The sequence below is a fragment of the Mycobacterium sp. MMS18-G62 genome (assembly GCF_053877835.1).
Genome location: NZ_CM132662.1, coordinates 1,325,742 through 1,348,917 on the forward strand (window position 1 = coordinate 1,325,742; position 23,176 = coordinate 1,348,917).

Annotated in this window: 22 protein-coding genes; 15 read left to right on the top strand and 7 right to left on the bottom strand. The window is 66.7% G+C overall.

The genetic code is table 11. The features are described from left to right. The first annotated feature begins 77 nt into the window (after nt 1–77). Together ACWW36_RS06580 and ACWW36_RS06585 are read left to right on the top strand one after the other, a co-directional pair. Nucleotides 78–1,130 (top strand): 2Fe-2S iron-sulfur cluster-binding protein, encoded by a 1,053-nt coding sequence (locus ACWW36_RS06580; protein ID WP_456140782.1) that lies wholly within the window; start codon nt 78–80, stop codon nt 1,128–1,130. Between the two features lie 39 nt (nt 1,131–1,169). After that, nucleotides 1,170–1,715 carry a hypothetical protein gene (locus ACWW36_RS06585; RefSeq protein WP_456140783.1) on the top strand — a complete coding sequence of 182 codons (546 nt, stop codon included), beginning with the start codon at nt 1,170–1,172 and terminating at the stop codon, nt 1,713–1,715. On the opposite strand, the gene ACWW36_RS06590 is transcribed toward ACWW36_RS06585, so the two are convergent. Beyond that, on the bottom strand, nt 1,712–3,823 hold the full coding sequence (locus tag ACWW36_RS06590; protein ID WP_456140784.1) for an acyl-CoA dehydrogenase family protein: 2,112 nt from the start codon (nt 3,821–3,823) through the stop codon (nt 1,712–1,714). The two genes, ACWW36_RS06585 and ACWW36_RS06590, sit on opposite strands and share 4 nt — an antisense overlap. Before the next feature lie 262 nt (nt 3,824–4,085). Here ACWW36_RS06590 and kstR point away from each other — a divergent pair, with 262 nt between their 5' ends. Both kstR and otsB read left to right on the top strand, forming a co-directional pair. Continuing rightward, a complete protein-coding gene (kstR, locus tag ACWW36_RS06595; protein ID WP_456142386.1) occupies nt 4,086–4,691 on the top strand; it encodes a cholesterol catabolism transcriptional regulator KstR in 606 nt (201 codons plus the stop codon). Nucleotides 4,692–4,694: 3 nt separating this feature from the next. Then, nucleotides 4,695–7,241: a trehalose-phosphatase gene (otsB, locus tag ACWW36_RS06600; RefSeq protein WP_456140785.1), complete on the top strand. Its 2,547-nt coding sequence runs from the start codon at nt 4,695–4,697 to the stop codon at nt 7,239–7,241. A gap of 3 nt (nt 7,242–7,244) precedes the next feature. On the opposite strand, the gene ACWW36_RS06605 is transcribed toward otsB, so the two are convergent. Beyond that, nucleotides 7,245–8,345, bottom strand: coding sequence for a LacI family DNA-binding transcriptional regulator (locus tag ACWW36_RS06605; protein WP_456140786.1), 1,101 nt, complete (start codon nt 8,343–8,345; stop codon nt 7,245–7,247). A 127-nt stretch (nt 8,346–8,472) separates the two neighbouring features. On the opposite strand from ACWW36_RS06605, the gene ACWW36_RS06610 reads away from it, so the two are divergent. The 3 genes from ACWW36_RS06610 to ACWW36_RS06620 are packed head-to-tail and all read left to right on the top strand — an operon-like array spanning nt 8,473 to nt 11,053. Next, nucleotides 8,473–9,381, top strand: a complete 909-nt coding sequence (locus ACWW36_RS06610) for a metal ABC transporter solute-binding protein, Zn/Mn family (RefSeq protein WP_456140787.1) — start codon at nt 8,473–8,475, stop codon at nt 9,379–9,381. Nucleotides 9,382–9,390: 9 nt separating this feature from the next. Next, nucleotides 9,391–10,203, top strand: coding sequence for a metal ABC transporter ATP-binding protein (locus ACWW36_RS06615; RefSeq protein ID WP_456140788.1), 813 nt, complete (start codon nt 9,391–9,393; stop codon nt 10,201–10,203). Further along, nucleotides 10,196–11,053 carry a metal ABC transporter permease gene (locus ACWW36_RS06620; RefSeq protein WP_456140789.1) on the top strand — a complete coding sequence of 286 codons (858 nt, stop codon included), beginning with the start codon at nt 10,196–10,198 and terminating at the stop codon, nt 11,051–11,053. Before ACWW36_RS06615 ends, ACWW36_RS06620 begins: the two co-directional genes overlap by 8 nt. Here ACWW36_RS06620 and ACWW36_RS06625 read toward each other — a convergent pair. Beyond that, nucleotides 11,050–11,853, bottom strand: coding sequence for a sulfurtransferase (locus ACWW36_RS06625; RefSeq protein ID WP_456140790.1), 804 nt, complete (start codon nt 11,851–11,853; stop codon nt 11,050–11,052). The two genes, ACWW36_RS06620 and ACWW36_RS06625, sit on opposite strands and share 4 nt — an antisense overlap. A 24-nt stretch (nt 11,854–11,877) precedes the next feature. On the opposite strand from ACWW36_RS06625, the gene bluB reads away from it, so the two are divergent. From bluB to ACWW36_RS06650, 5 genes are all read left to right on the top strand, one after another. Then, entirely contained in the window at nt 11,878–12,573 is a 696-nt protein-coding gene (bluB, locus tag ACWW36_RS06630) for a 5,6-dimethylbenzimidazole synthase (protein WP_456142387.1), read from the top strand. A gap of 10 nt (nt 12,574–12,583) precedes the next feature. Continuing rightward, a complete protein-coding gene (locus ACWW36_RS06635) occupies nt 12,584–13,342 on the top strand; it encodes a LamB/YcsF family protein (protein ID WP_456140791.1) in 759 nt (252 codons plus the stop codon). Further along, on the top strand, nt 13,342–14,262 hold the full coding sequence (locus tag ACWW36_RS06640) for an MBL fold metallo-hydrolase (protein WP_456140792.1): 921 nt from the start codon (nt 13,342–13,344) through the stop codon (nt 14,260–14,262). The genes ACWW36_RS06635 and ACWW36_RS06640 overlap by 1 nt, the downstream gene beginning before the upstream one ends. Further along, nucleotides 14,253–15,491, top strand: a complete 1,239-nt coding sequence (locus ACWW36_RS06645) for an SLC13 family permease (RefSeq protein ID WP_456140793.1) — start codon at nt 14,253–14,255, stop codon at nt 15,489–15,491. Before ACWW36_RS06640 ends, ACWW36_RS06645 begins: the two co-directional genes overlap by 10 nt. A 117-nt stretch (nt 15,492–15,608) precedes the next feature. Further along, nucleotides 15,609–16,367: an SGNH/GDSL hydrolase family protein gene (locus tag ACWW36_RS06650; protein ID WP_456142388.1), complete on the top strand. Its 759-nt coding sequence runs from the start codon at nt 15,609–15,611 to the stop codon at nt 16,365–16,367. 17 nt (nt 16,368–16,384) lie between these two features. On the opposite strand, the gene rlmB is transcribed toward ACWW36_RS06650, so the two are convergent. From rlmB to carD, 4 genes are all read right to left on the bottom strand, one after another. Continuing rightward, complete coding sequence (gene rlmB / locus ACWW36_RS06655) at nt 16,385–17,323, bottom strand: 23S rRNA (guanosine(2251)-2'-O)-methyltransferase RlmB (RefSeq protein ID WP_456140794.1); 939 nt, start codon at nt 17,321–17,323, stop codon at nt 16,385–16,387. Further along, nucleotides 17,324–18,715 (bottom strand): cysteine--tRNA ligase, encoded by a 1,392-nt coding sequence (gene cysS, locus ACWW36_RS06660; RefSeq protein ID WP_456142389.1) that lies wholly within the window; start codon nt 18,713–18,715, stop codon nt 17,324–17,326. Between the two features lie 64 nt (nt 18,716–18,779). Beyond that, a complete protein-coding gene (gene ispF, locus ACWW36_RS06665) occupies nt 18,780–19,256 on the bottom strand; it encodes a 2-C-methyl-D-erythritol 2,4-cyclodiphosphate synthase (protein ID WP_456140795.1) in 477 nt (158 codons plus the stop codon). Continuing rightward, nucleotides 19,256–19,744, bottom strand: a complete 489-nt coding sequence (gene carD / locus ACWW36_RS06670) for an RNA polymerase-binding transcription factor CarD (RefSeq protein WP_015309632.1) — start codon at nt 19,742–19,744, stop codon at nt 19,256–19,258. The genes ispF and carD overlap by 1 nt, the downstream gene beginning before the upstream one ends. Nucleotides 19,745–20,036: 292 nt before the next feature. Between carD and ACWW36_RS06675 the strand changes: the two genes are divergently transcribed. From ACWW36_RS06675 to disA, 3 genes are read left to right on the top strand one after another with little or no spacing between them, the layout of a single operon-like run. After that, a complete protein-coding gene (locus tag ACWW36_RS06675; RefSeq protein ID WP_456140796.1) occupies nt 20,037–20,612 on the top strand; it encodes a hypothetical protein in 576 nt (191 codons plus the stop codon). A 44-nt stretch (nt 20,613–20,656) separates the two neighbouring features. Beyond that, on the top strand, nt 20,657–22,066 hold the full coding sequence (gene radA, locus ACWW36_RS06680; protein ID WP_456140797.1) for a DNA repair protein RadA: 1,410 nt from the start codon (nt 20,657–20,659) through the stop codon (nt 22,064–22,066). After that, a complete protein-coding gene (gene disA, locus ACWW36_RS06685; protein ID WP_456140798.1) occupies nt 22,057–23,175 on the top strand; it encodes a DNA integrity scanning diadenylate cyclase DisA in 1,119 nt (372 codons plus the stop codon). Before radA ends, disA begins: the two co-directional genes overlap by 10 nt. Nucleotide 23,176 lies beyond the last annotated feature (1 nt).

Below are 23,176 nucleotides of genomic sequence, written 5' to 3' on the forward strand. Positions count from 1 at the left end.
CATTCCTGCGGCGGCTGGACCTGCGGACATTCATTTCTGTAACATGTTCTAATTATGGCCGGAAGAAGGGGTCCCCAGTGACGGACGAGCCACTCGGTAGCCACGTGCTCGAGCTGCAGCTGGCCGACGTCGTCGAGGAGACCGCCGACGCGCGCTCGCTGGTGTTCACAGTGCCCGATGGCGCCGCTATCCCGGCCGAACGACTCCGGTATGCGCCGGGGCAGTTCCTGACGCTTCGGGTGCCCAGCGACCGCACCGGCTCGGTTGCTCGCTGCTACTCGCTGTGCAGCTCGCCGTTCACGGGCGACCCGATGACCGTGACCGTCAAGCGCACCGTCGACGGATACGCGTCGAACTGGCTGTGCGACCACGCCCACGCCGGCATGAAGATCCACGTGCTGGCGCCGTCGGGCACGTTCGTCCCCAAGACGCTCGACACCGACTTCCTGCTGTTGAGCGCAGGCAGCGGAATCACGCCGATGATGTCGATCTGCAAGTCGGCGTTGTCCGAGGGCAGCGGCAAGGTCGTGCTCATCTACGCCAACCGCGACGAGAACTCGGTGATCTTCGGCGGCGCACTGCGCGAACTGTCCGCCAAGTACCCCGACCGTCTTACCGTCGTGCACTGGCTGGAAACCGTGCAGGGATTGCCGAGCGCGGCGGCGCTGGCCGGACTCGCGGCGCCATATGCCGGCCACGACGCCTACATCTGCGGACCCGGCCCGTTCATGGCGGCAGCGGAAGAGGCGCTGAAGACCGTCGGCGCGGAACGCATCCATATCGAGGTGTTCAAGTCGCTCGAGTCTGACCCGTTCGCGGCGGTCGTCATCGACGAAGACGACAGCGACGAAGGTCCCGCCACCGCGATCGTGACGCTGGATGGTGAACGGCACGAAGTGCAGTGGCCGCGGAAAGCCAAGCTGCTCGACGTGTTGCTCGACAAAGGGCTCGATGCGCCGTTCTCCTGCCGCGAGGGCCACTGCGGCGCGTGCGCGGTGTTGAAGAAGAGCGGCGACGTCGAAATGGAAGTCAACGATGTGCTCGAACAGCAGGACCTCGACGAGGGCCTGATCCTGGGTTGCCAAGCGCGGCCCAAATCGGATTCGGTCGAAGTCACCTACGACGAATAGGCCGCGGGCTACCATTTCGCCGCACCGGAGGGAGCAATCGTGAAACGCTTCAGCAGCCTTGCCGGGCCGTTGGGCGCGGGTGTGTTGATGGCCATCGCGCTGTGCACGCCAGCGGTCGCGTCAGCCGAGTCGAATAACGCCGATTCATCGATCCCACTGCCCGACGGCACCACGCTGGAGATGCACACCACGCTCAACTGTCCGTTGCCCGACAAGCAGTGCTACTTCACGACGCAGGCCCAACGGCGTGACGGCGACGCCGTCGAAGGTTTTCCCGGCGACTTGTGGGCACGGCAGACGACCACCGTCCGCTCGATGAACCGGAACAACTACCTCGAGACTCAGGTCGTCGCCGACAACACCCGGGTGTTCAAGTCCGCCGGCACGCGAGAGATCACGACTATCTACTTCGGCGGTGGTCCGCCGGAGAAGTACTTCATCAGCGGCCAGATCCAGCCGACTGACTGGCACACCGGCCAGCCGCTGCTGACAGCCGATCAGATCGTCTGCGCTCACATCCAAGTCGTGTACGCCGGCGTGAATATCACGTCACCCGACGCCTGCTCCTGGACGACGTTCAGTTAGCGCGGCAATCCCAAGAGGCGCTCGCCCGCCAGTGTGAGCAGGATCTGTTCGGTACCACCGGCGATGGTCAGGCAGCGCGTGTTGAGGAAGTCGTGCACGGTGTTGTTCTCGACGACGCCCGCACCCTCGGACAGCTCCATCCGGAATTCGGACAGCGCTTGGCGGTAACGCACGCCAATGAGCTTGCGGGCAGACGATTCTGCGCCAGGGTCCTGGCCGCCGACGGCCAGCTGCGCGATGCGCTGGTCGAGCAGCGAGCCGACTTGCGCCGACCGGATCAGCTCGCCTAGCCGGTCCTGATCGGACGGGTCGAGCTCGGCCGTCGTGACTTGGCGCAGCAGCTCTTCCATTGGATTGCCCAGCGCGGTGCCGTGCGACATCGCGACCCGCTCGTTGGCCAGCGTGGTGCGCGCAAGGCGCCAACCATCGTTCACCTCCCCGACGACCATCTCGTCGGGGACGAACACGTCATCGAAGAACACTTCGTTGAACAAGTCTTCGCCGGTGATCTCCCGCAGCGGCCGGATGTCGATGCCCGGCGTCTTCATGTCGACGAGAAAGTAGGTAATTCCCTTGTGCTTCGGCGCATCTGGATCGGTGCGCGCCAGGCACACGCCGAACTGCGCCCAGCTCGCCCGCGACGTCCAGACCTTCTGTCCCGTGAGCAGCCAACCGCCGTCGGTGCGAACGGCCTTGGTGCGCAACGACGCAAGGTCGGAGCCTGCACCGGGCTCACTGAACAGCTGGCACCAGAACAGCTCGCCGCTCAGCGTGGGCGGTATGAACCGGTCGATCTGCTCCTGACTGCCGTGCTCGAGTATGGTCGGCGCCGCCCACCAACCGATGACCAGGTCGGGCCGCTCCACCCCGGCGGCCGCCAGCTCCTGGTCGATCAACAGCTGTTCGGCGGGCGAGGCCTCGCGGCCCCACGGCCGCGGCCAATGCGGCGCCTGCAGGCCGGCCTCGGCCAGAGCAAGCTGACGCTTCTCGACCGGCAGGGCCGCGACTTCGGCCACCAGACTTGAGATCTCGGGCTTCAGATGCTCGACCGAATCCAGGTCGATGTGAAGCTCACGTCGCACGCCTGCCTGCGTCAGCGACGCGACGCGGCGCAGCCAGTGATCGTGTCCCCCGAGGAATCGCGAAATGCCATATGCGCGACGCAGATACAGATGTGCATCGTGCTCCCACGTGATGCCGATGCCGCCGAGTACCTGGATGCAGTCCTTGGCGTTGGCCTTGGCCGCCCAGATGCCGGTGGCGGCCGCGATAGCCGCAGCGATCGACAACTGCTGGTCGTCGGAATCCCCGGCTGCCCGCACGGCGTCGGCCGCCGCCACCGCAATCTGCTTGGACCGCAACAACATCTCGGCACACATGTGCTTGATGGCCTGGAAGCTGCCGATGGGCTTGCCGAACTGCTCGCGCACCTTCGCGTATTCGGTGGCGGTCTCCAGCGTCCAGCGCGCCACGCCAGCCGCTTCGGCGGCCAGCACGGCCGCGGCGACGTCCCTGCCCCGCTGCGCCGAGACATCGAGCACTTCGGCGGGCGCCGAGTCGAACGTCACGCGCGCGAGCGGGCGCGAGAAGTCGGTGGCTTTCAGCAGTTCGATGGCGACACCGTCGGCGCCGGCGTCAACCAGTAGCCATCGCTCGTCGGCCTCGAGCACCAGCACCCCACCCGCGTCGGCGCCGAGCACGTATGCGGCGGTGCCGGACACCCGGCCGTCGTCGTAGCGCAGATCCGTGGACAGCGCGACGCCTGCGGTGCGCTCACCGGAGGCCAGTGCCTCGAGCAGGTCCGAATGTGAGTCGCCGATGAGCAATGTGGCCAGGGCCGTCGTCGCAACCGGGCCGGGCACCAGCGCGGCGGCCGCCGCGTCGAGCATCGCGCACAGGTCGTCGACCGTGCCGCCCGCGCCGCCGTGCTCTTCGGAAAGGGCGACGCCGAATATGCCCAGCTGCGCCAGCCCCTCGTAGGGGGCGCGCCATGCGTCAGCCTGACCCTGTTCGACGTCGCGCGCGGCCTGGACGGCACCGGAGCCGGCCGCCCAGCTACGGACCAGGTCCCGTGCGGCAAACTGCTCGTCAGTGATGGTGGCCGACAACGTAGCTCCTATTGTTTGGGCGAGAAGAGCGTGCTTCTCACTAGAACGTGTTCTAATAGTGCCAGCGTTCGACCGTCAAGTCGACCGCCATTACAGCAGGACATGTCGATGTCGGCGGGGCACGGAGGGAAGAAATTGTCCACCGGCGTGCGTATCGTTTCTGTCGAGATCATCAGATGAAGGAGCCACCTGCCGGATGTCGTCCCCAGCACACACCAACCCGTCTTCGGGGTCTGATTCCACGCCGCGTCAGGTGATGGCGGTGTCCGTGCTGGCCGAGTCGGAACTCGGCTCCGAAGCGCAGCGTGAGCGCCGCAAGCGCATCCTGGACGCCACCCTGGCCATCGCGTCCAAGGGTGGTTACGAGGCTGTTCAGATGCGCGCGGTCGCAGAACGCGCCGATGTCGCGGTCGGCACGCTCTACCGCTATTTCCCGTCGAAGGTGCACCTGCTGGTGTCGGCGCTGGGCCGGGAGTTCGAGCGCATCGACGCGAAGACGGACCGTGCCGCCATGGCCGGTGGCACTCCGTATCAGCGGCTGAGCTTCATGGTTGGCAAGCTCAACCGGGCGATGCAGCGCAACCCGCTGCTCACAGAGGCGATGACCCGCGCGTTCGTATTCGCCGATGCGTCGGCGGCCGGTGAGGTCGATCACGTCGGCAAGTTGATGGATTCGATGTTCGCCCGCGCCATGAGTGACGGCGAGCCCACCGAGGACCAGTACCACATCGCCCGCGTCATCTCGGACGTCTGGTTGTCGAACCTGCTGGCCTGGCTAACTCGCCGGGCCTCGGCGACCGATGTCAGCAAGCGGCTGGACCTGGCCGTGAGACTGCTCATCGGCGACGGGGAGCACCCTAAGATTTAGCGGGTGGCTTATGAGCCGTCCGAGCTACCACCTGAGCTGAGGCGCGCGCTCGGCACCGTTGCACGCGTGCCGCGGCTCTTGGTCGCGTGCGACTACGACGGCACTATGGCGCCGATCGTCGCCAATCCCGATGACGCCCGTCCCCTCGCGGAGTCGGCGGCCGCGCTACGCGAGCTGGCTGCGCTGCCGTCGACGGCTGCCGCGCTGATTTCCGGACGCGCGCTGCGTGACCTTGCGACGTTGTCGCGGATGCCCGCCGAGGTGCACCTGGTCGGCAGCCACGGTTCGGAGTTCGACACCGGCTTCGTACACGCAATCGACGATGCGGCCAAGTCACTGCTGAGGAAGATCAAGGACACCCTGGGCGCGATCGCGGCCGAGTACGCCGGTGTGGCGGTCGAGATCAAACCGGCCAGCGTCGCGATGCATGTGCGCAACGCCGATCCTGCCGACGCCGCCGAGGCGCTCGACAAGGCGCACACCGCCGCGCAGCACTGGGACGCGCAGATCACCGAGGGCAAGGCGGTGCTCGAGTTCGCGGTGATTCAGACCGACAAGGGTCAGGCTCTGGACATCCTGCGCCATCAGCAGGGCGCGTCGGCCGCGGTGTTCATCGGCGACGACGTCACGGACGAGAAGGCGTTTCGCCGGCTGCACGGTCCCGACATCGGCATCAAGGTCGGTGACGGGGACACGCTGGCCGGTTATCGAATCGAGTCGCCGGACGACGTCGCGACCGCGCTGGAGATACTGCTCGACGCACGCCGCACCTGGCTGTTGGGCGGGCACAGCACGCCGATCGAGCGGCTGACGATGCTGTCCAATTCCCGCACGGTTGCACTGCTGACACCCGACGCTGACGTCGTGTGGATGTGTCACCCGCAGGCCGATTCCGCGGCGGTGTTCTCGCGGCTGCTTGGCGACGCGAACGCCGGCCACTTTGCGATCGGCCCGCAACGCGAGGCGCTGCCGCTGAGCCAGCGCTACGTGGCCGGCACGATGACCGTCGAAACCCGTTGGGCCAGCCTGCTTGTCACCGACTATCTGTCTCACGATGTCGGCGCGGGTCGCACGGATTTGATCCGGGTCATCAGCGGCCAGGCCAAGGCCGTCGTGGAGTTCGCGCCGCGCCCCGAGTTCGCGCAGACGCCGGTTCACATTCGCACCGACGAGGGCGGGCTGCGGGTATTCGCGACAAACGAACCGATGGTGTTGCGGTCGCCTGCCGTCGAATGGGAGATCGTTCCCGACGGCATCCACGAAACCGCGCGCGCGGTGATCGACCCGTCGGAAGGCCCGTGCGTGCTGGAATTGCGCTGCGGTACGGAGGATCTGGCCGAGAGCCCGGTCGATGACTCGTCGCGCCGTGAACGGGCCGAAAGTCACTGGCGCGATTGGGTTTCCACGCTGAGCTTGCCGTCACTGAAACCGGAGTTGATGAAGCGGTCGGCGCTGACGTTGCGCGGCCTGGTGCACGCGGACACGGGCGCGATCATGGCAGCGGCGACCACGTCACTGCCTGAAGAAATCGGCGGGGTCCGCAATTGGGACTACCGCTACTGCTGGATCCGCGACGCGGCGATGACCGCTTCTGCGCTCGTGTCGCTGGGTTCGCTCACCGAGGCCGAGGGTTACCTGAACTGGCTGCATGGCGTGATCGAGACCATGCACGGGCCGGAGCGACTGCACCCGCTGTATGCGTTGTCGGGGGCGATGCTCGGTCCCGAGGCCGTCATCGATTCCCTGCCTGGATATGCGGGGTCTCGGCCCGTACGGGTCGGCAACGCCGCGAATGCCCAAGTGCAGCTGGACGTTTTCGGGCCGGTGGTTCAGCTGATCTCCGATCTGTGTCATCGGCGGCTGGCACTCGGCGCGGCTGACCCGTTGACGGATGCGGATTGGAATCTGGTCAGCGAGATGGTCTTTGCCGTCGAAAGCCGTTGGGTGGAGCCGGATCACGGGATCTGGGAGATCCGCGGCGCACCGCGCCACCACGTGTACTCGAAGGTGATGTGCTGGTTGACGGTGGACAGGGCGTTGAAGCTGGCCGCCGAGTTCGGCCGGCAGGCGCCGCCGGGGTGGGCGACCCTGCGCGACGTCATCTCCGAACAGGTGCGCGAGCGTGGCTGGAACGACGAGGTCAAGTCGTTCACCGCGGCCTACGACGGCACCGACCTCGATGCGGCCACGCTGCACATCGGATTGTCGGGACTGATCGATCCGTCCGATGAGCGCTTCGCCGCAACCGTCGTCGCGACAGAAGCCGAACTACGCAGCGGCGCAACCGTTTATCGTTATCACCGCGATGACGGGCTGCCGGGCACCGAAGGCGGCTTCCATCTGTGCGCGGCATGGTTGCTGGAGGCGTACCTGTTGACAGATCAGCGGTCACAGGCCGAGGCGCTGTTCGACCGTCTGGTCGCCGCGGCGGGCCCGACAGGTCTGCTGTCCGAGGAGTATGACCCTGTCGCCGAGCGGGCACTGGGCAATCACCCTCAGGCATATAGCCACATCGGCCTGCTGCGCTGCGCGCAACTCCTGGACGCTTAGCGATTAAGCGGGTGGGCCGGACGTTCGGCCGCGTACCACTTCGGTGTCGAGCACGTCGATAACGGGCAGTCCGTCACGCGGCGGGTGGTGCAGCAGCCGGCCGGCGCGGCGGCCCTTCTCCATGCTGGGTTGCACCACGGTGGTCAGCCCGCGCCGCAACGCCTCTGGTACGCCGTCGAAACCGGTGACGGTCATCTGGCCCGGCACGTAGATTCCCCGGGCGCGCAGGTAGTCCATCGCCGAGAGGGCAAGGACGTCGGCCGTACACATCAACGCGGTGAGACGTGGATTGGCGTCGAGCGCCACCTCCGCGGCGGCCCCACCGGACGTCGGTAGATGCTCGTAGCTCTCCACAACGGTTAGCGAATCCGGATCCAGACCCGCGGCGGTCATCGCGTCGTAGACGCCGTGGATGCGCTCGCGCTGCACGTGAAAGTGCGGCGTCTGTACCCGCTCCGGGTCGGCGACCGCCGGCCGCGGCCCGCCATGCGGCCAGTCGCGGCCCAGACGCATGGTCAGCAGCCCGATGTCGGTATGACCAAGCCCGACAACATATTCGGCAAGCTTGCGCATCGCGACGCGGTCGTCGATGCAGATCCGCGACGTGCCCGGCACATCCTTGGGTTGATCGACCACGACGACGGGCAGGTGCCGCTGCTGCACTACGGACAGATAGGGGTCGTCGTCTGACGCCGAGTAGACGACGAACCCGTCGACACCCGCAGCGAGCACGGCTCCCGACCCGTCGCTCACGCTGCGGTTCGGCCCGATCGCGACGAGTAAGAGCCCTTGCCCCGCCTCTTCACACGATTCGGCAAGGCCCGCAACGAAATCCAGCGCCGCCGGATCGCTGAACGAATAGTTGAGCGGTTCGGTGATCATCAGTCCCACCGCGCCCGCTTTGCGGGTACGCAGGGAGCGGGCCACCGGGTCCGGCCCGGGGTAGCCCAACCGCTTCGCGGTGGCCAGCACGCGCTCGCGCAGGTCGGCGGACAACTGATCGGGCCGGTTGTACGCATTGGAGATGGTGGTGCGCGAAACCTTGAGTTCGGCCGCCAATGAGGCCAGGGTCGCCCGCCGTCTGGGCGTCGCACTCCTGGACATGCTCTGTGACGTTAGCCGATCTCGACTTGTCAGCGATGAGCGCTTGCGCGAAGAGCGGATGGCACTGCCCGGTTTCCGTGCGCTAGAGTTATTGGAAACGGTTTTCATTTGTATTAGGGGAACACGAATGCGCGCGATGTTGGCCATGGGTGCGGCGGTAGCTGTTGCAATCGGCGTCGCAGGCTGCGGCCAGGACAACTCCGCACCCCAGCGTCACGGCACGCCGTCAGTCGTCGCGTCCACCGACGTCTGGGGCAGCGTGGCCAGCGCCGTCACCGGCGACCATGCGGCCGTGAAGTCGATCGTGACCCGCGCAGCCGACGACCCGCATTCCTTCGAGGCCACCCCCGCCGACGTGGCGGCCATCGCCGACGCGTCGCTGATGGTCTACAACGGAGGCGGCTACGACCACTGGGTCGACGACGTGCTGTCCAGCCACCAGGGCGTGCCGACCGTCAACGCCTACTCTCTGCTGCCCGCGGGCTATCCGCAGCCCGCCAACGAGCACGTCTTCTACGACCTCGAGACCGCGAAGGCCGTCGCCAACCAGATCGCCGAGAAGCTGGCGCAGGCGGACAGCGCGCACGCCGACGACTACAAGGCCAACGCCGCGACGTTCGGTGAAGAGGCCGACACCGTCGCCGCCGCAGAGCGGGCCATCGGCGCGGGCCACCCCGGGGCGTCCGTCTTGGCCACCGAACCCGTCGCGCACTACCTGCTGCTGAATATGGGCGTCCCCGACAAGACCCCGCCGGGTTTTGCCACCGCGGCCGAGGAAAGCCACGATCCGGCACCGGCCGACGTCGCCGCCGTCCTCGACCTGATCAACACCCATCAGGTGTCGGCGCTTGTGGTCAACAAGCAAACCGAAAGCCCTGTCACCAAGCAGATCACCGATGCGGCGCGCACAGCGACGGTCCCGATCATCGAGGTCACCGAGACGTTGCCGGAAGGTCAGACCTACCTCGACTGGCAGCGCAAGACGGTCGATGACGTCGCCCGTCAGTTGGATAACGCCGCTCAGGCGAACAGATAGTCACTGCTTGTGTCTGCTGACCCTGTTGTCTCGCTGACCGGCGCCCGGCTGGCATTCGGCGATCGCGTGCTTTGGGACCACCTGGACCTCACTGTGCACGCAGGCGAATTCGTCGCCGTGCTCGGCCCGAACGGGACCGGTAAGACCTCGCTCTTGAAGGTGCTGCTTGGGCAGATGCCGCTCAGTGCGGGCACCGCGACCGTCGCCGGGAGACGGGTCGAAGCCGGCAGCGAGCGCATCGGTTACGTCCCGCAGCACCGATCTGTGGAGCGGGGACTGTCGCTGCGCGGCCAGGACCTCGTCGGCCTCGGCTATGACGGCCACCGATGGGGCCTGACGAGCTTGCGTGACCGATCGACGAAACGCGCCGCCGTGCAACGCGCGCTGCATCAGGTCAACGGCGAGCGGCTCGCCGGTGTGTCCGTCGGCGTGATGTCCGGCGGTGAGCTGCAGCGCGTGCGGATCGCACAGGCGCTGGCCACCGATCCGTTGTTATTGCTGTGCGACGAACCGCTTTTGAACCTCGACCCGGCCAACGCCCGCCTGGTGTCCGGGCTGATCGACCAACGCCGTCGCGAGGCCAACACCGCCGTGCTGTTCGTCACGCACGAGGTGAATCCTGTTCTGCCCTATGTGGATCGGGTGCTCTATCTGGTCGACGGCAGGTTCCGTGTCGGCACGGTCGAAGAGGTGATGACGTCGGCGACACTGTCCGAGCTGTATCGCGCCGACATCCAGGTGGTCAAGGTCCGTGACCGCTACGTCGTCGTCGGTGAGCACCTAGACCACTCGGGTCACGCGAGCGGACACGAACATGAGTGAGCGCCTTACCGACCTGCTGTCCAACCTGTTCTCGTTCGACATCACGGCCGACTTGCTGCAGCGCGACTTCGTCCAGCACGCCCTGTTGGCCGCTGCGCTGCTCGCGTTGGTGTCCGGTTTGATCGGTCCGTTCATCGTGATGCGGCAGATGTCGTTCGCGGTACACGGGTCGTCCGAATTATCGCTCACCGGCGCGGCTTTCGCGCTCCTGGCCGGCTTCAACGTCGGTGTCGGCGCGCTCGTCGGGTGTGGGCTTGCGGCCGTGCTGTTCGGCATCCTCGGCCAGCGCGTCCGCGAGCGCGACTCGGCGATCGGCGTCGTGCTCGCATTCGGGCTCGGTCTTGCGGTGCTGTTCATCCACCTCTACCCCGGCCGCACGGGGACCAGCTTCGCACTGCTGACCGGGCAGATCGTTGGCGTGGGCTACTCCGGGCTCGCGCTCCTCGCCGTCGTGGCCGCAGTGGTGATCGTCGTGCTGGCGGTGTCCTACCGGCCGCTGTTGTTCGCGACCGTCGACCCGGAGGTGGCTGCGGGCCGCGGAGTTCCGGTGCGCGCGTTGGGCATTGTGTTCGCCGCGCTGGTCGGGGTGACCGCCGCCCAAGGCGTGCAGATCGTCGGCGCGCTGCTGGTGATGTCGCTGTTGATCACGCCCGCGGCCGCCGCGGTGCGGGTGTTTGTGTCACCCGTCGCGACGATGGCGGCATCGGTCGTCTTCGCCGAAATCTCGGCGGTCGGCGGCATTGTGTTGTCGCTGGCGCCAGGAGTTCCGGTGTCGGTGTTCGTCACCAGCATTTCGTTCGCGATCTTCTTGGTCTGCTGGCTGGTCGGTAAGCGCGACCGTGCCGCTTAGTCGCGTTCGACGGGACGCGAAGGGTCCGAACACCATTCAGACCACGAACCGGGATACAGGGCCGCGTCGACACCGGCAGCGGCGAATGCGGCCACCACGACCGACGCCGTGACGCCCGAACCGCAGTAGGTTCCCACCGGCCCGTCGAGCGACGGCAGCCGATCGAGTGAAAACGTCCCGTCGTCGGCCAACAACGATGTGCTCGGCACGTTGCGTGCTCCGGGGATATGTCCGGCTACCGGATCGATCGGTTCGACATCACCGCGGAATCGCTCAGGGGCTCGCGCGTCGATCAGACTTGCCGTTGCGGCCTGCGCGGCGGTCAGCGTCGCACGGGCCCCCGCGTGCAGATCGTCATGCGCGACGGTCACATCGCCCGGCTCCGGCGACACCGTCCCGGTCTCGAGCGGCCCAGTCCATGCGCCCAAACCGCCATCGAGAATGCGCACGTCCGAAATCCCTGCAGCCGTCAACACCCACCACGCGCGCGCCGAACCTGCCCGATTCCAGTCGTCGTAGACCACGACCGGCACGCCGTCGCGGACACCCCAGCGCCGGGCAGAGGCTTGCACGCTGCGACCCGACGGCAGCGGATGCCGTCCCCGGCCGGAAACGGTGTGGTCGCTCAGCTCGTCTTCGAGCGACACGTACACGGCACCGGGGATGTGGCCCCGCTCGTAGGCGGCGCGTCCGTCGGGTTCAGTCAACTGCCAGCGCACGTCCAGGATCGCCACCGAATCGCCGTCGGCCAGGCGTTTCGTCAGTTCGGTCGCGGTGATCAGGACGTCGTCGCGGGCCACCCCACGATCGTGCCACCTCATTCAATGTCGCCGGCCGAGCGGCTCCGTAAGCTCACCGACGTGAGCGAGCACGCATACAGCGCACCGGAGCGCCGAGCGATCTACCGGGTGATCGGTGAGCGCCGCGATATGCGCCGCTTCGTGCCCGGCTCCGTGGTGCCCGACGACGTCATGGCGCGGCTGTTGGCCGCCGCGCATTCGGCGCCGAGTGTCGGCCTGATGCAGCCGTGGCGGTTCATCCGCATCACGGACGCGAAGTTGCGGGAACATATCCACGAGCTGGTCGACGAGGAGCGGCTACGGACCGCCGACGCGCTTGGACCACGCGCCGACGAGTTCCTCGCGCTCAAGGTCGAAGGGATACGCGAGTGCGCCGAACTGTTCGTGGTGGCCTTGTGCGACGGGAGACAGGCCCACGTGTTCGGCCGACGGACACTGCCGCAGATGGATCTCGCGTCGGTGTCGTGCGCAATCCAGAACCTCTGGCTCGCCGCCCGCGCCGAAGGCATCGGCATGGGCTGGGTGTCGATATTCGACCCGCAGAAACTGGCCGAGCTGCTTGTGATGCCCGACGATGCGGAGCCGGTCGCGATCCTGTGTCTCGGGCCCGTCCCCGAGTTCCCGGATCGGCCCGCACTGGAGGTCGACGAATGGGCGTTCGGGCGTCCGCTGGACGAGTTCGTCTCGGAGAACGGGTGGACCGCACCCGCGCGGGCCTAGGCTGGGATTTGTGGTTTACGTCGATCTCAATGCCGACCTCGGCGAAAGCTTCGGGGTGTGGCAGCTCGGTGACGACGAGGCGATGCTCGACGTGGTCACCAGCGCCAACGTGGCATGCGGGTTCCACGCCGGCGACGCGGCAACTCTGGCGCGCACCTGTCGCGCAGCCGCCGAGCGCGGTGTGCGTATTGGCGCCCAGGTGAGTTACCGCGATCTGGCCGGGTTCGGCAGGCGTTTCATCGATGTTCATCCGGAGGAGCTGACGGCCGAGATCGTCTACCAAATCGGCGCGCTTCATGCGCTCGCCCGGGCCGCGGGCTCGGCCGTGAGCTATGTCAAACCCCATGGGGCGCTGTACAACGCGATCGTGTCCCATCGCAGCCAGGCCCGCGCAGTGGCGCAGGCTGTGCACACCGTCGATCCCACCCTGCCGGTCCTTGGCCTGGCCGGTTCGGCGTTCTTCTCCGAGGCGGAAGAACTGGGTCTGCGCACCGTGCCGGAGGCATTTGCCGACCGGTCGTATCGCCCTGACGGCCAACTAGTTTCGCGCCGCGAGCGTCACGCAGTACTGCGCGATGTCGCTGAGATCGCCGATCGGGTCGCGTCGATGGTCGGGGCAGGCCGGGTCGCGGCCGTCGACGGCTCGACAATTCCGATCACCGTCGAATCCATTTGTGTGCACGGTGATTCGCCAGGAGCGGTGGAGATCGCCAACGCGGTCCGGGACCGGCTGATGGCCGATGGTGTCGAGATCAGAGCGTTCACCTGATGCGCCTGAAGCTCGGCCGGCCTGACCTGAAGCACTACTCACGCTACTTCGACGAGCCTTCAGCCGAGCAGGACACACCGTTGACGGTCACGTGGGCTGGTGTCACGACGCTGCTCATCGACGACGGGTCGTCGGCGCTGATGACGGACGGATTCTTTTCGCGGCCAAGTCTTTTCGAAATAGGTCTGCGGGCATTGTCGCCGTCGGAACCACGCATCGACGGCTGCCTGGGCCGCCTCGGCGTGGACCGGCTGGAGGCTGTGCTGCCGGTGCACACGCATTTCGACCACGCGATGGACTCAGCGGTCGTTGCGGGGCGGACCGGTGCGCGATTGGTCGGCGGCACATCCGCCGCGCAGGTGGGGCGTGGGGGCGGATTGCCGGAGGACCGCATCGTCGCCGCTGCTCCTGGCGAGCCGATATCCCTTGGGGCGTACGACGTCACGCTGATCGAAGGTCATCACTGTCCTCCCGACCGCTTTCCCGGCGTGATCACCGAACCGGTCATCCCGCCGGTGAAGGTGTCTGCCTACAAGTGCGGTGAGGCGTGGTCGACGCTGATACACCACCGCCCGTCGGACCGCCGCCTGTTGATCGTCGGCAGCGCGGGCTTCATCCGCGGAGCGCTTGCCGAACAGCAGGCCGACGTGGTGTATCTGGGCGTCGGGCAACTCGGACTTCAGCCCGAGCAGTATCTGATCGACTATTGGACCGAGACCGTGCGCACCGTGGGTGCGCGCCGAGTCGTATTGATCCACTGGGACGACTTCTTTCGCCCGTTGCACGCACCGCTGCGCGCACTCCCCTATGCCGGCGACGACCTGGATGTCTCCATGCGGGTATTGACCCGGCTGGCCGAGCAGGACGGAATTTCACTGCATCTGCCCACACTGTGGCATCACGCTGACCCGTGGCGCTGACGCTGGCGCTGGTGGCGCTGGCCGTGGTGCTCGGCTATGCGATGGCGCGTCCCCACGGCTGGCCCGAGGCCGCAGCGGCTGTGCCCGCGGCAGGCATACTCATCGCGCTCGGTGCGATCTCATGGCACGACGCGGCGGCCGAAGTCGGTCGCCTGCTGCCGGTGGTGGGGTTCTTGGCGGCGGTGCTGGTGCTTGCCCGGCTGTGCGACGACGAGGGCTTGTTCCGTGCAGCGGGAGTCGCGATGGCCCGAAGCACTGACGGTAACCAACAGCGGGTCTTTGCAATGGTTTTCGTGATCGCAGCGGCGACGACCGCGGTGCTGAGCCTGGACGCAACCGTGGTGTTGCTGACCCCTGTGGTGCTGGCGACCGCCCGCACTCTGGCCGTGCCGCCCAAGCCGCATGCCTATGCCACCGCGCATCTGGCCAACACCGCGTCCTTGCTCTTGCCGGTGTCGAACCTGACAAACCTTCTCGCGTTCAGCGCTGCTGGCATCTCCTTCCTGCATTTTGCGGCGGTGATGACGCTGCCGTGGATTGCCGCGATAGCCGTCGAATTCGTAGCTCTGCGTTGGGTTTTCGCACGCGAACTCGCAGTGGCGCCCAAGCACGACGATACCGGCCCTGCAGAGGTGCCGGTGTTTGTTCTGGTTGTGCTGGTAGCGACGCTCGTCGGGTTCGCTGTCGCCTCGCTGCTGGGCTTCTCACCTGCATGGGCGGCACTCGCGGGTGCGGTCGTGCTCGGTGTGCGCGGGCTGGCCCAAGGGCGCAGCAGCGTGAAAGGCATCGCGAAGGCCCTCGATGTGCCGTTCCTGGCGTTTGTGCTGTGCCTCGGCGTCGTCGTCGCAGCGGTGATGGTCAACGGCCTGCAGACCGCGATGCGCGACGTGCTGCCCAGCGGTCACACCTTTCCCGCACTCCTCGGTGTCGCGGCCGTCGCGGCGGTTCTGTCCAACGTCGTCAACAACCTGCCTGCGGTGCTCGTGTTGCTGCCGCTGGTCGCAGCGTCGGGTCCCGCCGCAGTGCTTGCCGTGCTGATCGGGGTGAACATCGGGCCCAACCTGACGTATGTGGGTTCGCTGGCGAATCTGCTGTGGCGCGGCGTCGTGCGGCGCGATATTTCGACTGGTTATGTAGAGTTCAGCCGCATCGGGTTGTGCACGGTCCCAGTCACCTTGGCCGCTTCGGTGCTCGCGCTGTGGGTTGGGATTCGGCTCTTCGGGCTGTAGAGCAAAACAGCGGTTACGTCGACGCGAACAGCGGTCGGACGGCGGACGTCGAATCGTCGATCGGCGGCGCTGCGGCGAGCGAATCGCCGTAGCGTCGGCACAATTGGTCCCGTGGTCGTGTTCACGAGGTATGTGGCGCTCGGCGACTCTTTCACCGAGGGTGTCGGCGATCCACATCCCAGCAGTCCGAACGGTTTGCGCGGATGGGCGGATCACGTCGCAGTCGCGCTGTCGCAGAACAACCCAGAACTTCGCTACGCCAACCTGGCCGTGCGTGGTCGCAGGATGGACGAGATCCTCGCGGATCAAGTGCAGACCGCCGTCATGCTCGAGCCGGACCTCGTCACTGTCTACGCCGGCATGAACAACTTGTTGTTGGTGCGCAACGACATCGACGCGATGATGGCCAGGTATGCCGACGGACTGAAGACATTGCAGCAGACGGGCGCAACAGTGTTGGCGTTTACGGCGGGCGATCTCGGCACTGTGCCGCTGTTTCGGCGGCTGCGGGGCCGCGCTGCGGTCTACAACGAACTGCTGCGAGGCATCGCCGACGACTTGGACTTGCGGCTCGTCGATTTCTGGCGATTCACCGAGTTTCGCGATCCGCGTTTGTGGGCGGGAGATCGTATCCATCTGTCACCGCTGGGGCATGAGCGGATGGCCGCGAAAGTTCTTGACACACTGACTGTTCCCCACAGTCTGCCCAGCCGATCGGCCGCCTTGCTGGCGTCGACACCGCCGGCGCGCAACTTCTGGGCGAACCTGCGATGGACGTTCGCATTCGCGGCGCCGTGGGTGGGAAAGCGGCTTCGCCGCGCCACCCCCGGCGCGGGCGTCGAGCCAAAGTCCACAACGCTGGTCAAGGTGCTCTAGACACCGAGCCGAAGAAATCAGCCCCGTCGCTGGCGAGCGATTTCGGCGAGCACCACTCCGGCGGCCACAGAGGCGTTCAGCGACTCCGTCGGTCCCGCCATCGGGATCGACACCACGGCATCGCAGTTCTCCCGCACAAGTCGTGACAGTCCCTTGCCCTCGGAACCGACAACCACGACCGTCGGCGCGCTGCCGTCCAGCTCGTCGATCGGCGTGTCCCCGCCGGCGTCGAGTCCGACGACCTGCAGACCGGCGTCGCCCCAACTCTTCAGCGTCCGATTGAGATTCGTCGCGCGAGCGACCCGCAACCGAGCCGCCGCACCCGCGCTCGTGCGCCACGCGACCGCGGTGACGGAGGCGGAGCGCCGCTGCGGGATCACCACGCCGTGACCACCGAATGCGGCGACCGACCGGACGATCGCGCCGAGGTTCCGTGGGTCGGAGATGTTGTCCAAGGCCACCAGCAGTGCCGGCGTGCTGTCGGCGGTTGCGGCGGCGAGCAAGTCGTCGGGATGTGCGTATTGGTACGGCGGAACCTGCAGCGCGACGCCTTGATGCATGCCGTTGGAGGCGATGCGGTCCAGATCGTGGCGCTGTACTTCCAGGATCGAGATTCCGGAATCTGCTGCGATTCTTACGGATTCGGTCATCCGCTCGTCGGCTTCGGCGCCGAGCGCCACGTAAAGCGCAGTGGCGGGCACTCCGGCTCGCAGGCATTCCACGACCGGATTGCGGCCGACCACGATCTCGGTGTCGTCGGTCTTTCGGCCCTGCCGCTGCTGCTTTGCGGCTTTGGATGCCCGCTTGGCCGCCGGGTGGCCGGGCCGCATGTGTGCGGGCGGCGTCGCGCCTCGGGCTTCCAGACCGCGACGGCGCACGCCTCCGGACCCGACCGTGGGCCCCTTCTTGGTGCCGGGTTTACGAACCGCACCCCGGCGCTTGGAGTTTCCAGCCATCTATTTGGTGTACCCGTCGAGCAGCGCCCACTGCGGCCCATCGGCGGTGTCGGTCACTTCGATTCCGGCTTCCTTGAGCCGGTCGCGGATCGCGTCGGCCTCGGCCCAGTCGCGGCGAGCACGGGCGTCCTCGCGGCGTTGAACCTCGGCGTGCACGAGCACGTCGACGGCGGCCAGAGCGGCCGACGTCTCGTCTTTGGATTCCCAGCGCTCGTCGAGTGGATCCGCGCCGAGGATGCCCATCATCGCCCGGATCGACATCGCCTGTGCCAGAGCGGCTTCGTGGTCGCCGGCGTCCAGCGCGCGGTTACCCTCGGCACGGGCGGCGTGCACCTCCGCAAGAGCGATCGGCACCGCCAAATCGTCGTCCAACGCGGCCGCGTACTTCGGTGTCCATTCGCCAGGCACGACAGCTCCGACGCGGTTGCGCACCCGATGCAGGAAGTCTTCGATGCCGGTGTACGCCTTGGCCGCATCCTGCAGTGCGGTCTCGGAGAATTCGAGCATCGACCTGTAGTGCGCGCTGCCCAGGTAGTAACGCAGCTCCGCGGCCCGAACCCGTTGCAGCACAGCCGGAATCGCCAACACATTGCCTAGCGACTTGCTCATCTTCTCGCCGCCCATTGTCACCCAGCCGTTGTGCAGCCAGAACCGGGCGAACGAGTCACCGGCCGCCTCCGCCTGGGCGATCTCGTTCTCATGGTGGGGAAACACAAGATCCATGCCGCCGGCGTGGATGTCGAACTCGGAACCGAGGTAGCTCTCGCACATCGCCACGCATTCGGTGTGCCAGCCGGGGCGGCCTCGGCCCCATGGCGTCGGCCACGACGGCTCTGAAGGCTTGGCGCCCTTCCACAGCGTGAAGTCACGCTCGTCGCGCTTGCCCGTGGCCACACCCTCGCCCTGATGGACGTCGTCGATCCGGTGGCCGGACAGCTTGCCGTAGTCAGGAAGGCTCAGCACGTCGAAGTAGACGTCGCCGTCACCCGTATAGGCATGTCCTCGTTCGATCAACCGCTCGATCAGCTCGATCATCTGCGTGATGTGCCCGGTGGCCCGCGGCTCAGCCGACGGTGGCAGCACCCCCAGGGCGTCGTAGGCGGTCGAAAAGGCGCGCTCGTAGGTGGCGGCCCATTCCCACCATGGCCGGCCCGCATCGGCGGCCTTGTGGAGGATCTTGTCGTCGATGTCGGTGACGTTGCGGATGAACGCGACGTCGTAGCCCTTGGCCATCAGCCAGCGGCGCAACACGTCGAACGCCACGCCGCTGCGGACGTGTCCGATGTGGGGCAGACCCTGCACCGTCGCGCCGCACAGGTAGATCGAGACGTGACCGGGTCGCAGCGGCACGAAATCGCGTACGGCACCGGCCATGGTGTCGTAGAGCCGCATATCGCTGCGGCTGGATGTAGCCGCAGTGGCGGCTCCGTCGGTCACGACGCGCCAGCTTACCGGCCTATTCGGCGGAGACCAGCAAGGCCGTGGCCATAGCGGCCAGGCCCTCACCGCGGCCGGTCAGCCCGAGACCGTCGGTGGTGGTCGCCGACACCGAGACGGGGGCATCCAACAGTTCCGAAAGCACCTTCTGGGCCTCGGCGCGCCGCGGGCCGATCTTGGGCCGGTTACCGATCACCTGAACCGCCGCATTGCCGACGCGGAAGCCCTCGGCCGCCAGCAAGCCGTGCACGTGCCGCAGCATGTCTGCACCGCTGACACCCCGCCATTCCTCACGGTCGGTGCCGAACACCTCGCCGATGTCGCCGAGCCCCGCTGCGGACAACAGAGCGTCGCACAACGCATGCGCGGCGACATCGCCGTCGGAGTGACCGGCGCAGCCGTCATTGCCCTCGAACAACAAGCACAGCAACCAGCACGGCCTACCGGCCTGGATGGGATGTACGTCGGTGCCAAGCCCGACGCGCGGCAGCGTCACTACGACGCGGCAGCCAGAACCTCGTCGAGGATGATTGCTGCCTTGGCGTCATCGGTGTTCTCGGCAAGCGCCAGCTCGCCGACCAAAATCTGACGGGCCTTGGCCAGCATCCGCTTCTCACCCGCGGACAGGCCGCGCTCCTGATCCCGACGCCAAAGATCGCGGACGACCTCGGCGACCTTGTTCACGTCGCCGGAAGCCAGCTTCTCGAGGTTGGCCTTGTAGCGGCGCGACCAGTTGGTCGGCTCTTCGGTGTGCGGGGCGCGAAGCACCTGAAACACCTTGTCCAGGCCCTCCTGGCCCACTACATCGCGCACGCCGACGTACTCGGCGTTCTCGGCGGGTACTCGAACGGTGAGGTCCCCCTGGGCGACCTTCAAGACGAGGTATTCCTTTTGTTCGCCTTTGATGGTCCGGGTTTCGATCGCCTCGATCAACGCAGCACCGTGGTGTGGATAGACAACGGTGTCTCCGACCTTAAAAATCATCAGATACGAGCCCCTTTCACAAGTCAATGTTAACACGGGGCCTAGACACGTGCGTATCAACGGTGCAGGTCAGGGGCACTGAAGGTGAAGACTGGGGGTTGACAGGGTGACAAATCCGTGCAACGCGGAAGTCGCTCTAAAGAGCGCTGACGACGGCTTTCTCTCCCCTCGGAGGTAGCTGTCGACGTGCCGTCGGCCCTCAGCTACCGCCGCCAATCGCCACCTACTACTGTGCATAGTCGAATCACAGCGACTCGGATGTTGGTCGCGCCGTCGGCGAGCAGGAGGCCCAGTGGACCGCTTCAAACCGCGTACTTCTGCGCTGGCCGCGTTCGGGCTGGCGGCCGCCGTCGCCCTCTCCGGATGCGGCGCCGGGCAGGTTTCTCAGATGGCGACCCAGGAGCCGGCGGTCAACGGCACCAGCGGCAACATCGGCACCGTTGCACTGCGCAACATCCACCTGCGCGCCGTCCAGAGCACGGACTATGTCCAGCCCGGTCGCGACGTGGAGCTTATCTTCACGGCGGTCAACACCTCCCCTGACGTCAACGACAAGCTCGTGTCGATCGACTCCGACATCGGAAGGGTGTCGTTGAGCGGCGACACCACCGTGCCCGCCGGCGGCGTGTTGGTCGTGGGCCAGCCCGACGGGCAGACCGCCGCGCTGGAGTCCGCAGAGTCCACCGACGGAGCGAAAGCAGCCGTCGCGCTGTCCAAGCCGATCACCAACGGGCTGACGTACAACTTCAAGTTCACGTTCGAGAAGTCCGGTGAGATCACGGTGACCGTGCCGATCTCGGCAGGCGAAGCGCCGCGGCGCGCGGAAGAGCCACTGAAGCCCAGCGACGACACGACCGGTCACCACTAGGTCTTTTTCGGCGGGCTGTCGGTCCAACCAGCTACGGTCACGGCGTGGCCAAAGCGCGTTCGCAGTATCGCTGCTCGGAATGCCACCACGTCACGGCCAAATGGGTCGGCCGATGCCCGGATTGCGGCACCTGGGGAACGGTCGACGAAGTCGCGGTCCTGGCAGCCGTCAACGGTTCGGCAGCGCGGCGCGCCGTGGTACCCACCTCACCGGCAGTGCCGCTCAGCTCGATCGACCCCGGCACCACGCGCCACTTTCACACCGGGGTCAGCGAACTCGACCGTGTATTGGGTGGCGGCCTCGTCCCTGGTTCGGTGACGCTGCTGGCGGGCGATCCCGGGGTCGGCAAGTCGACGCTGCTGCTCGAGGTGGCGCATCGCTGGGCACGGGCGGGCAAGCGGGCGTTGTACCTGTCCGGTGAGGAGTCGGCGGGGCAGATCCGGCTGCGCGCGGAACGGACTGGTTGCACCCACGACGAGGTCTATCTGGCCGCCGAATCGGATCTGCAGATGGCGCTCGGCCACATCGAGCAGGTGCAGCCAACGCTTGTGGTGGTCGATTCGGTGCAGACCATGTCGACCGCCGAGGTCGACGGCGTCACCGGCGGCGTCACGCAGGTTCGGGCGGTCACCACGGCGCTGACCATGGCCGCCAAGACATCCGGCGTCGCGATGATTCTGGTCGGCCACGTCACCAAAGACGGCGCGATCGCGGGGCCGCGGTCGCTGGAGCATCTCGTCGACGTCGTGCTGCACTTCGAGGGCGACAGGGCTTCGGCGCTTCGGATGGTGCGCGGGGTAAAGAACCGCTTCGGCGCCGCCGACGAGGTTGGCTGTTTCCTGTTGCACGACAACGGGATTGAATGTGTTGCCGACCCGTCGGGTTTATTCCTCGATCAGCGGCCCAAGCCGGTATCGGGCACCGCGGTCACAGTCACGCTCGACGGAAAGCGGCCGTTGATCGGCGAGGTGCAGGCGCTGATCGGCGCGCCGGCGAGCGGGACGCCGCGGCGAGCGGTCAGCGGGATCGACTCGTCGCGCGCGGCCATGATCACCGCGGTGTTGGAGAAGAGGGCCAGGCTGCCCGTCGGCGCCAATGACATCTACCTGTCGACGGTCGGCGGCATGCGGCTCACCGACCCGTCGTCGGATCTGGCGGTGGCCCTTGCGATCGCGTCGTCCTATGCCGACTGGCCGCTGCCCGCCAACGCTGTGGTGATCGGCGAGGTCGGGCTCGCCGGGGATTTACGCCGGGTCAGCGGCATGGACCGAAGGTTGACCGAGGCGGCACGGCTCGGGTTCGGCATCGCGGTGGTGCCGGCGGGCGTGACGGCGACCCCGCCGGGTTTGCAGGCGCATCCTGCCGACAACATCGGAACGGCGTTGCGGGTGTTGCGTCAGATCAGCGACACTAACGCCAACAGCGGCCGACCCGAGGAGAAGAAATGGCCGTGAAGTCCGCCGGCAGGTCACGCCGCAACGTGGTGCAGCTCGCCCGTCCCACGCTGCGCGAGACCATCGCGCGGCTGGCTCCAGGGACCGCATTGCGCGACGGCCTCGAGCGCATACTGCGCGGCCGCACCGGCGCCCTGATACTGCTCGGCTACGACGACAGCGTCGAAGCGATCTGCGATGGCGGCTTTTCGCTGGACGTCCGTTACGCGCCTACGAGGTTGCGTGAGCTGTCGAAAATGGACGGCGCCGTCGTGCTCTCCAGCGACGGCAGTCGCATCCTGCGGGCCAACGTCCAGCTTGTGCCCGACCCGTCGATACCCACCGACGAGTCCGGCACCCGGCACCGCTCAGCCGAGCGCACCGCGATTCAGACCGGCTATCCGGTGATTTCGGTGAGCCATTCGATGAGCATCGTCACGGTCTACGTCGCCGGCGAGCGCCACGTCGTGCCGGATTCGGCGACCATCCTGTCGCGCGCCAACCAGACCATCGACACGCTGGAGCGCTACAAGACGCGCCTCGACGAGGTCAGCCGCCAGCTGTCGACCGCGGAGATCGAGGACTTCGTCACGCTGCGTGACGTGATGACCGTCGTGCAGCGGTTGGAGATGGTGCGCCGCATCAGCCTCGAAATCGACTCCGATGTAGTCGAATTGGGCACCGACGGTCGTCAGCTCAAGCTGCAGCTGGAAGAGCTGGCCGGTGACATCGACACTGCTCGTGAGCTGATCGTGCGCGACTACCACGCCAATCCCGATGCCCCGACCGCCGCTCAGGTCACCGCGACTCTGGAAGAGCTGGACTCCCTTTCGGATAACGAGCTACTCGACTTCACCGCGCTTGCAAGGGTTTTCGGCTATCCGTCGACAGCCGAGGCGCAAGATTCGGCGATGAGTTCGCGCGGCTACCGCGCCATGGCCGGTATTCCGCGGCTGCAGTTCGCCCATGTGGATCTGTTGGTTCGGTCGTTCGGTTCGCTGCAAGGGCTTCTAGCCGCAAGTTCGGATGACTTGCAGTCGGTCGAAGGCATCGGCTCGATGTGGGCCCGCCACATTCGCGAAGGGCTGTCCCAGCTGGCCGAGTCGACGATCGCGGACCGGCTGGCCTAGT

What these genes read in the sequence shown, in the direction of transcription:
- carD (WP_015309632.1), bottom strand. Translation starts at nt 19,744, where the DNA reads ATGATTTTTAAGGTCGGAGACACCGTTGTCTATCCACACCACGGTGCT.
- rlmB (WP_456140794.1), bottom strand. Translation starts at nt 17,323, where the DNA reads ATGGCTGGAAACTCCAAGCGCCGGGGTGCGGTTCGTAAACCCGGCACC.
- ACWW36_RS06640 (WP_456140792.1), top strand. Translation starts at nt 13,342, where the DNA reads ATGCGCCTGAAGCTCGGCCGGCCTGACCTGAAGCACTACTCACGCTAC.
- ACWW36_RS06605 (WP_456140786.1), bottom strand. Translation starts at nt 8,345, where the DNA reads ATGTCCAGGAGTGCGACGCCCAGACGGCGGGCGACCCTGGCCTCATTG.
- cysS (WP_456142389.1), bottom strand. Translation starts at nt 18,715, where the DNA reads ATGCGGCTCTACGACACCATGGCCGGTGCCGTACGCGATTTCGTGCCG.
- ACWW36_RS06610 (WP_456140787.1), top strand. Translation starts at nt 8,473, where the DNA reads ATGCGCGCGATGTTGGCCATGGGTGCGGCGGTAGCTGTTGCAATCGGC.
- ACWW36_RS06620 (WP_456140789.1), top strand. Translation starts at nt 10,196, where the DNA reads ATGAGTGAGCGCCTTACCGACCTGCTGTCCAACCTGTTCTCGTTCGAC.
- disA (WP_456140798.1), top strand. Translation starts at nt 22,057, where the DNA reads ATGGCCGTGAAGTCCGCCGGCAGGTCACGCCGCAACGTGGTGCAGCTC.
- bluB (WP_456142387.1), top strand. Translation starts at nt 11,878, where the DNA reads ATGTCGCCGGCCGAGCGGCTCCGTAAGCTCACCGACGTGAGCGAGCAC.